This is a genomic window from Ruegeria sp. N7, from assembly GCF_056531345.1.
This window is the reverse complement of the sequence record NZ_JBQFLR010000028.1, coordinates 21,107-27,740: the sequence shown is the minus strand read 5'-3', so window position 1 is coordinate 27,740 and position 6,634 is coordinate 21,107. Positions and strand designations below refer to the sequence as shown.

The following is a 6,634-nucleotide window of genomic DNA, read 5'->3' as shown; positions in this document are numbered from 1 at the left end:
TGTGTAGCGACACGTTATGATCGCTGTCCCAAAGTCTTCCTCTCCGCAATCGCCCTCGCAGCAACCGTCATCTATTGGTTATGAATCCTGACCCTAAACACCTAGGTATCGGACGGGTGGGGCGAACAAGATGAAACCGTCTGTTTGTTCGCATTGTGGTAATTGTCGTGGTCAATTGCGATCGTCAGATTTCTTCTAAAATAGTATATTTCTATTCAGTTCGCCGATGGCGCTAAGCAGAAAGAAAACGACAGCTGTCAAATCAAGACCCGCCAACCGCTGAAGCCGAGTTCCGCAATACATGGAAAGCAACGCGGCAACACCTCATCGCCCAAGGCCTAAATTGGATCACCAGATCCATTTGAGTGATGGATATTTGAAACTCTCATTCCTCGGACCCGGACAATCGGCCGGAAAATCATCAGACCTAAGCCCGATGTAGCGAAGCCGGGCCCGGGATAATCTGCCTCCAATACAGGATAACGCCTCGAACAGGATTGGAGACGAAAATGAATACCCGGAAAAGAACTGGTCAGCTTCTCAGCACGGTAGCGCTGGCGTCGCTGATTGTGATGACACCCTATGTGCCGGCTTTTGACGCAGACGGTCATCTGCGGATGGAACCTGTTTACGCGTTTGCAAAGAGCGGGAAAGGGAGTGATGGCAACGGCGGGGATGATGACCATGACAGCAACTCCGGGTCGGGCAGCGGCGGTGATCGTGACGACAATTCCGGATCGGGTAAAGGTGGTCACGACGATGATGACGACGACGACGATGACGATGATGACGATGGTTCGTCACGCTCGGGCCGGGGCGATAAGAAGGACCGGTCTCAATCTGAGGGGCAGTCATCGGGGTCGGCTGGAATAACAAAGGTCGAGACAAGCGCGAGCGGCATAGAAGTACGCTATGCTGACGGCACCAAGGAAGAGATTGAAAACGGCCGGTACGAAAGAAAGAACGCGCAGAACCGAACAGTCGAGGAACGACCGGCCACCGGTGCCGACGTTTCGCGCCTTCGGTCACTGGCAAACGGTATCTCAATCGACAGCGTGCGCTCGCCCGGGCAGAGTGGTGGCGCTGGAAGTAACCCGGCAAAAATCGAAATTCAGGGCAACAATATCGAAGTTAGTTACGCAAACGGCTGGAAAGAAGAGATCGAGGGCGGGCGTTACGAGTTGAAAGACCCGTTCAACCGGACCGTCGTAGAAAGAACCGCAACTGCGGCGGATCGCAGCAGACTTCAGGCGATTGCCAACTGAGTGACGAACTTTGGCGATTGTGCGGGGCGGTTTCTTTTCTTGAGAGACCGCCCTGGTCTTTGAGCGCCTGACCCCTAGTCTTTCTTGTTCCAGGCCTCATGCGCGATAAGAGCGGCCTCCACCCGGTTTCGCGCATGGAGCTTGGACAGGATCGCCGTCATGTAATGCTTGACGGTTTTCTCCTGTATTCCCAACTCATCGGCTATTTCCCGATTGCTCAGCCCTTTGGCGACGCGTCTTAGGATTTCTTCTTCGCGATGGGTAAGATCATCTATGGCGTCAGCTTCTTTCTGCGACCCGTTTCCGCGATTGATCTGAAGCAGCATGCGCGACGCTAGACCCGGCGAGACGAACCCTTCGCCCGAGGCGATACTGCGCAGCGAAGCTGTCAATTCGCGTGCTGTCACGCCCTTGACGATATAGCCAATGGCACCCGCCTCCAAAGCGTCTGCGACGTCACTGCTATTTTCAGAGACCGTCAATATCGCGATGAAAGGCGGGTTCGCCATTTCAGCAATTCTGCGGGTCGCGCTTATGCCGCCACCGGGCATCGACAGGTCGAGGATGGCGATGTCAGGTTGATGGGTTCGGACAAGGGAAACGGCCTCATCCGCGTTTGATCCGGCGGCAAGAACCTTGAAGCCGTCGGCCTCCTCCAATGTGCGGTGTAAACCGTCCCTGAAAATCGGGTGATCATCTGCGATAACGACTGAAGTTGTCATGATGCACTCATCTTTCTGGGAAGCAACGTCATAGCAACAGTGGTGCCCTTGCCTGGGGTTGACGTCACTTCGAACCGACCGCCAATGCTTTCGACCCGGTCACGCAAGCCGACAAGGCCCTGGCCCCCGTCCTCACGCAGAACCGTCTCGCCGGAGGGGGCGAACCCGGGGCCGTCGTCGCTGACCTGAACGGTAATGCGATCATCTTGTACGTCGCAGGTGACAGTGCACTGGGACGCGGGCGCATATCTTGCGGCATTGGAAAGCGTTTCTTGCAGGAACCGGAAAACGCACAACTTGCCCGAGATTGACAAATTTGGCGACGGATTGCCCTGAAAGGAAATACCGGGGCGAAAAGGGCTGTGTTCAGAATGGTCCTCGACAGCTCTTTTTACCACATCAACGAGCGCCAGATTTTCGATGTCTGGCGCGAACAACCCCCGTGACAAGGCGCGAATTTCTGCCAAAGACTTCTGCAAAGATTGCTGAATTTCTTCGGCCTCGGTGGGCATCTCCGGCTTGTCGCCGAATGCAGCCTCCAGTCGAAGGGCGGCGAGGGACAGGTATTGGGCAGGGCCGTCATGCAGTTCCGCGCCGAGTTTCCTGAGGAACCTGTCCGTTTGCGCAGCATATCTTTCCGATGCATCAATGACGCGCGACCGCAGCATGGCATTCTGTGCGGCCATCTTTTCACTTTCGGCAAGACGATCATTCAGAAGGCGCCCTTGCCGTCGAATGGTGTTGTCGCCGATTGCGACAATGGAAAACAGAACAATCGTGCTTGCCGCAAAGGCCGAGCCAACGATCAACCAGCTTGTTCTTCTGGCTCTGGCCATGTCCAGTTCCAGCTGATCGGCCTTTTCATAAAACTCGGCGACCGCGATGATTTTCCCCGACCAGATTTCGCGAATGGGGCTGTAGACTTCCAGCAATGGAATGCCAAGCGCAGCCTCTGCCGCGCTTTCTTCGTCGTCCAGCTCTTCAAATGAGCCCGAGATTTCTCCAGCCCATGCGCGTTTCAGGTCATCTGTCGGCTCGAAGCGGCGACCGATGATGGCGGAATCCGATGCGTATGCAATCTCGCCATCCTGTTTCCAGAACTTGTACGAGGCAATGCGTTCGCGCATCGGCTGGGTCATGAAAATCTCGTCCAGCGCCCGGCTGGCCTGTTCGGAAAGGCGGTCTCCATGCGCCAGCTCCTGGCTGAGTGGGGACAAAATGCTTTCCATGTACAATGCCGCAGAGTTGGCGGAATTTTGTACAACCGCATTTTCGATCCGGTTCGATACCCAGTGACCAACAAACACCGTTGCAGTCCCCATGACCACAACACTTGCCGCGAGAAAAACGCGCGACAAAGACCAGTTGCCAATTGTCAGGTCGGTAATTTTGGGTCTCATTTCGCAATCGACTATGAACGACAATTGTTTGACGCGCTACAGACCATGGTCTGATGCGCTTCTCCAATGTTCCAAACCTGATGCGCAGATCGGGACTTGGCCCTTTTGGGTGCACCCCGGCAGGTTTCCGCGTCCCGATCCCAGTCCCGGTTCAACGGGTTTTCAAACACTCCGACAGGGTTTGCGCCATGTTACGAATGACTTGCGGGTACAGAGACGGCCCGGGTTCCAGAGCCGAGCCCAGTGGATCGATCACACCGGATTGTGCCGATGTTCCATCCAACACGGTTTCGACGATGCCCGGATTGAACTGTGGTTCAGACAATACGCAGTTGATGCCTTCGGCGTGAATGCGACCTTGAATGGCGGCAACTCGCGCGGGGCTTGGGTCGGACGCGTCGCTCAGGGAAATCGCGCCCGATGCAGGGAAACCAAACGCAACCTCAAAATACTGGTAGGCATCATGAAACACGATGAAGCTGCCGCCGCGAACCGGTTCAAGCAACTCTTCCACTTCTGCGGAAAGCACGTTCATTTCTTCGCGCGCCGCTTCGGCATTTGCTAAATACGCAGCGGCGTTGTCGGGATCCGCTGACGACAGTTGATCCGCGATCAGGGTCAGCCAGGCTTTGGCATTCGTTGGCGAAAGCCAGGCATGTGGGTCATGAGAGTCATGATCATCATGGCCTTCGTGATCGCCATGGTCGTCATGGTCTTCGTGACCCGCATCGTCCGCGTGATCATGCGCCTCAAACAATGCGTCTTCCCGGAACTCAAGAAGCCCCGTACCCTTTGCGTCCAATAGGGCTGTGGCGGTCGCACCTTGGGCAAGAGTTTCTATCGCACTTTCCAGCCAGGGCGTCAGGTCTTCTCCTACCCAGAACACCAGATCGGCGTTTTGCAACGCGGCTGCCTCGGACGGGCGCAGATTGTATTCATGCGGCGAGGCACCCGGTGCGACGATCAGGGCAGGTGTTCCCACACCCGCCATGACACGGGCCACCAGCGAATGAACCGGGGCAATGTCCGCGGCAACGTTTGGCGCATCTGCGCGGGCCGGTCCACCCAGCAGTGCAACTGTGATAGATAATGGAAGAAGAAGCGTTCTGGACATCGGGCCCTCTGTGTGATTTTATAACATTTCAAGCGGCAATACATGATATGTAATAACATGACAAGTGATGTGCACCCAGTTATTGGCAAAGACGCGGCTCCGGTCGGGTTTCAGGAACATGACCACCAGAGCTGCGTCGCAACGGCTCTGACATCCGCCGAAGTCCGGTGCAAAGCGGAAGGGCTGCGGCTGACGCCGGTTCGGCGCAAGGTTCTTGAGATGTTATTGCACGAACATCGCGCCCAAGGTGCCTATGCAATCCTTGACCGGTTGCGCGACGAAGGGTTCGGGTCCCAGCCTCCGGTCGCTTATCGGGCGCTGGAGTTTCTTGTACAAAACGGATTTGTCCACAAGATCGAGCGGCTGAACGCGTTTGTCGCTTGCTCTCATCCCGGTGCGGCGCATTCACCTGCTTTCATGATCTGCCGAAAATGCGACGCCGTAGCCGAGGCGCAATCTGCCCCGTCCAAAGGTGTTCTTGGCGCTGCCGCGCGCGCGGCGGGTTTCGAGATCGAGCGAACGGTTGTAGAGGCTGAAGGTCTCTGCCCCGACTGCACCGAAAAGGCATAAAGATGGCCCTGATCACTGTCGAGAAACTCAGCGTCCGCTATGGCGCGCATACCGTGCTGCATCATGTGGATATGGTCATTGAACCGGGTGAAATCGTGACCATCGTTGGCCCGAACGGATCAGGCAAGACCAGCCTGCTGCGCGCCATTATCGGTGCGACACGGCCTTGTGCCGGTCAAGTGTCACTGAAGCCCGGATTGAAAATCGGCTATGTGCCGCAGAAGCTGCATGTCGATCCGACATTACCGATTTCCGTTGAACGGTTCATGCGTCTGACCGATCCTGTGTCGCGCAGGCAATGTGTCGAGGCGCTTGAATCGGCGGGTGTGCCGGATCTGTTGAAACGCCAGATGTCGCAGCTGTCCGGCGGACAGTTCCAGCGGGTGCTGCTGGCCAGAGCTTTGATCAACCGCCCGGACATATTGTTGCTGGACGAAGCGACACAGGGTTTGGACCAACGGGGGTCGGCCAGCTTTTACCAGCAAATCGAGGCTGTCCGGCGCGAGACCGGATGCGCCGTTCTGATGATCAGCCACGAACTGCACGTGGTCATGAGCGCTTCGGACCGGGTGATATGCCTCAATGGGCATGTCTGTTGCGAAGGATCACCGGCCGTTGTCGCCTCGGCGCCCGAGTATCGGGCCTTGTTTGGAACCGGAACTGGCGGTGCGCTTGCCCTTTATCGTCATGAACATGATCACCATCATGATCATGACCATGATGCGAGTACACAGGAAGCGGCGGAATAATGCTGGATGATTTCATGATGCGGGCAACGCTCGCCGGTATTGGCGTGGCGTTTGCCGCGGCCCCCCTTGGGTGTTTTGTCGTATGGCGTCGCATGGCGTATTTCGGCGATGCAACCGCACATGCCGCAATTTTGGGCGTGGCCCTGTCCCTGACGTTTCAGATGTCGATCTTCACGGGCGCGTTGGCTGTCGCTTTGGTCATGGCGCTGACCGTTTCGCTTTTGGCCGGTCGCGGATATGCGATGGACACGCTGCTGGGCGTTCTGGCACATTCTGCGTTGGCCTTCGGGCTGGTTGCAGTTTCATTCCTGTCCGGTGTCCGGATTGACCTTATGGCGTATCTGTTTGGGGATATTCTGGCGGTCTCCCGTTCTGATCTGATCGTGATCTGGGGCGGTGCGGCGCTTGTCGTGGCGCTGATTGTCTGGCGTTGGGCGCAACTTCTGACCGCGACATTGAACGAAGAACTGGCTTACGCCAGCGGATTCGATCCAAGACGAGAGCAACTGATCCTGACCCTGTCACTTGCCGTGACCGTGGCGGTGGCGATCAAGGTTGTGGGTGTATTGCTGATCGCCGCAATGCTGATCATTCCGGCGGCAGCGGCGCGTAACCTTGCGCGGTCACCAGAAACGATGGCCTTGATCGCGGCGGGAATAGGCGCGCTTTCAGCCATCACGGGGTTAAGGGCTGCGTATGTTTTCGACACTCCGGCAGGGCCTTCGATCGTCTGCGTTGCCGCGATCGTGTTTGCGTGCCTTAGCCTGATCGGGTGGCGAACGCAGGACAGGGCCTAAAGGTTCCGTAGGTCGTC

General features: G+C 56.8%; 7 protein-coding genes and 1 pseudogene. 5 read left to right on the top strand and 3 right to left on the bottom strand.

The genetic code is table 11. The features are described 5' to 3' along the window. Both ACR0ES_RS19375 and ACR0ES_RS19370 read left to right on the top strand, forming a co-directional pair. Positions 1 to 84 (top strand): annotated as a pseudogene (locus tag ACR0ES_RS19375) (IS5/IS1182 family transposase); the annotation flags it as partial. Between the two features lie 425 nt (positions 85 to 509). Beyond that, complete coding sequence (locus tag ACR0ES_RS19370; RefSeq protein WP_480774467.1) at positions 510 to 1,265, top strand: hypothetical protein; 756 nt, start codon at positions 510 to 512, stop codon at positions 1,263 to 1,265. A gap of 74 nt (positions 1,266 to 1,339) precedes the next feature. On the opposite strand, the gene ACR0ES_RS19365 is transcribed toward ACR0ES_RS19370, so the two are convergent. The 3 genes from ACR0ES_RS19365 to ACR0ES_RS19355 form a co-directional block, all read right to left on the bottom strand. Next, positions 1,340 to 1,987 (bottom strand): response regulator, encoded by a 648-nt coding sequence (locus ACR0ES_RS19365; RefSeq protein WP_480774468.1) that lies wholly within the window; start codon positions 1,985 to 1,987, stop codon positions 1,340 to 1,342. After that, positions 1,984 to 3,387: a sensor histidine kinase gene (locus ACR0ES_RS19360; RefSeq protein ID WP_480871539.1), complete on the bottom strand. Its 1,404-nt coding sequence runs from the start codon at positions 3,385 to 3,387 to the stop codon at positions 1,984 to 1,986. The genes ACR0ES_RS19365 and ACR0ES_RS19360 overlap by 4 nt, the downstream gene beginning before the upstream one ends. Before the next feature lie 151 nt (positions 3,388 to 3,538). Next, positions 3,539 to 4,501, bottom strand: coding sequence for a zinc ABC transporter substrate-binding protein (locus tag ACR0ES_RS19355; protein ID WP_480540018.1), 963 nt, complete (start codon positions 4,499 to 4,501; stop codon positions 3,539 to 3,541). A gap of 57 nt (positions 4,502 to 4,558) precedes the next feature. Here ACR0ES_RS19355 and ACR0ES_RS19350 point away from each other — a divergent pair, with 57 nt between their 5' ends. Genes ACR0ES_RS19350 through ACR0ES_RS19340 form a run of 3 tightly spaced genes read left to right on the top strand, consistent with a single transcriptional unit; the run spans position 4,559 to position 6,617 of the window. Then, positions 4,559 to 5,071 (top strand): Fur family transcriptional regulator, encoded by a 513-nt coding sequence (locus tag ACR0ES_RS19350; protein ID WP_480484831.1) that lies wholly within the window; start codon positions 4,559 to 4,561, stop codon positions 5,069 to 5,071. A gap of 2 nt (positions 5,072 to 5,073) precedes the next feature. Beyond that, positions 5,074 to 5,820 (top strand): metal ABC transporter ATP-binding protein, encoded by a 747-nt coding sequence (locus ACR0ES_RS19345; RefSeq protein ID WP_480871538.1) that lies wholly within the window; start codon positions 5,074 to 5,076, stop codon positions 5,818 to 5,820. Beyond that, the gene (locus ACR0ES_RS19340) at positions 5,820 to 6,617 is read left to right on the top strand and encodes a metal ABC transporter permease (protein ID WP_480871537.1); all 798 of its coding nucleotides are present in this window, start codon (positions 5,820 to 5,822) and stop codon (positions 6,615 to 6,617) included. Before ACR0ES_RS19345 ends, ACR0ES_RS19340 begins: the two co-directional genes overlap by 1 nt. The last annotated feature ends 17 nt before the right edge of the window (positions 6,618 to 6,634 follow it).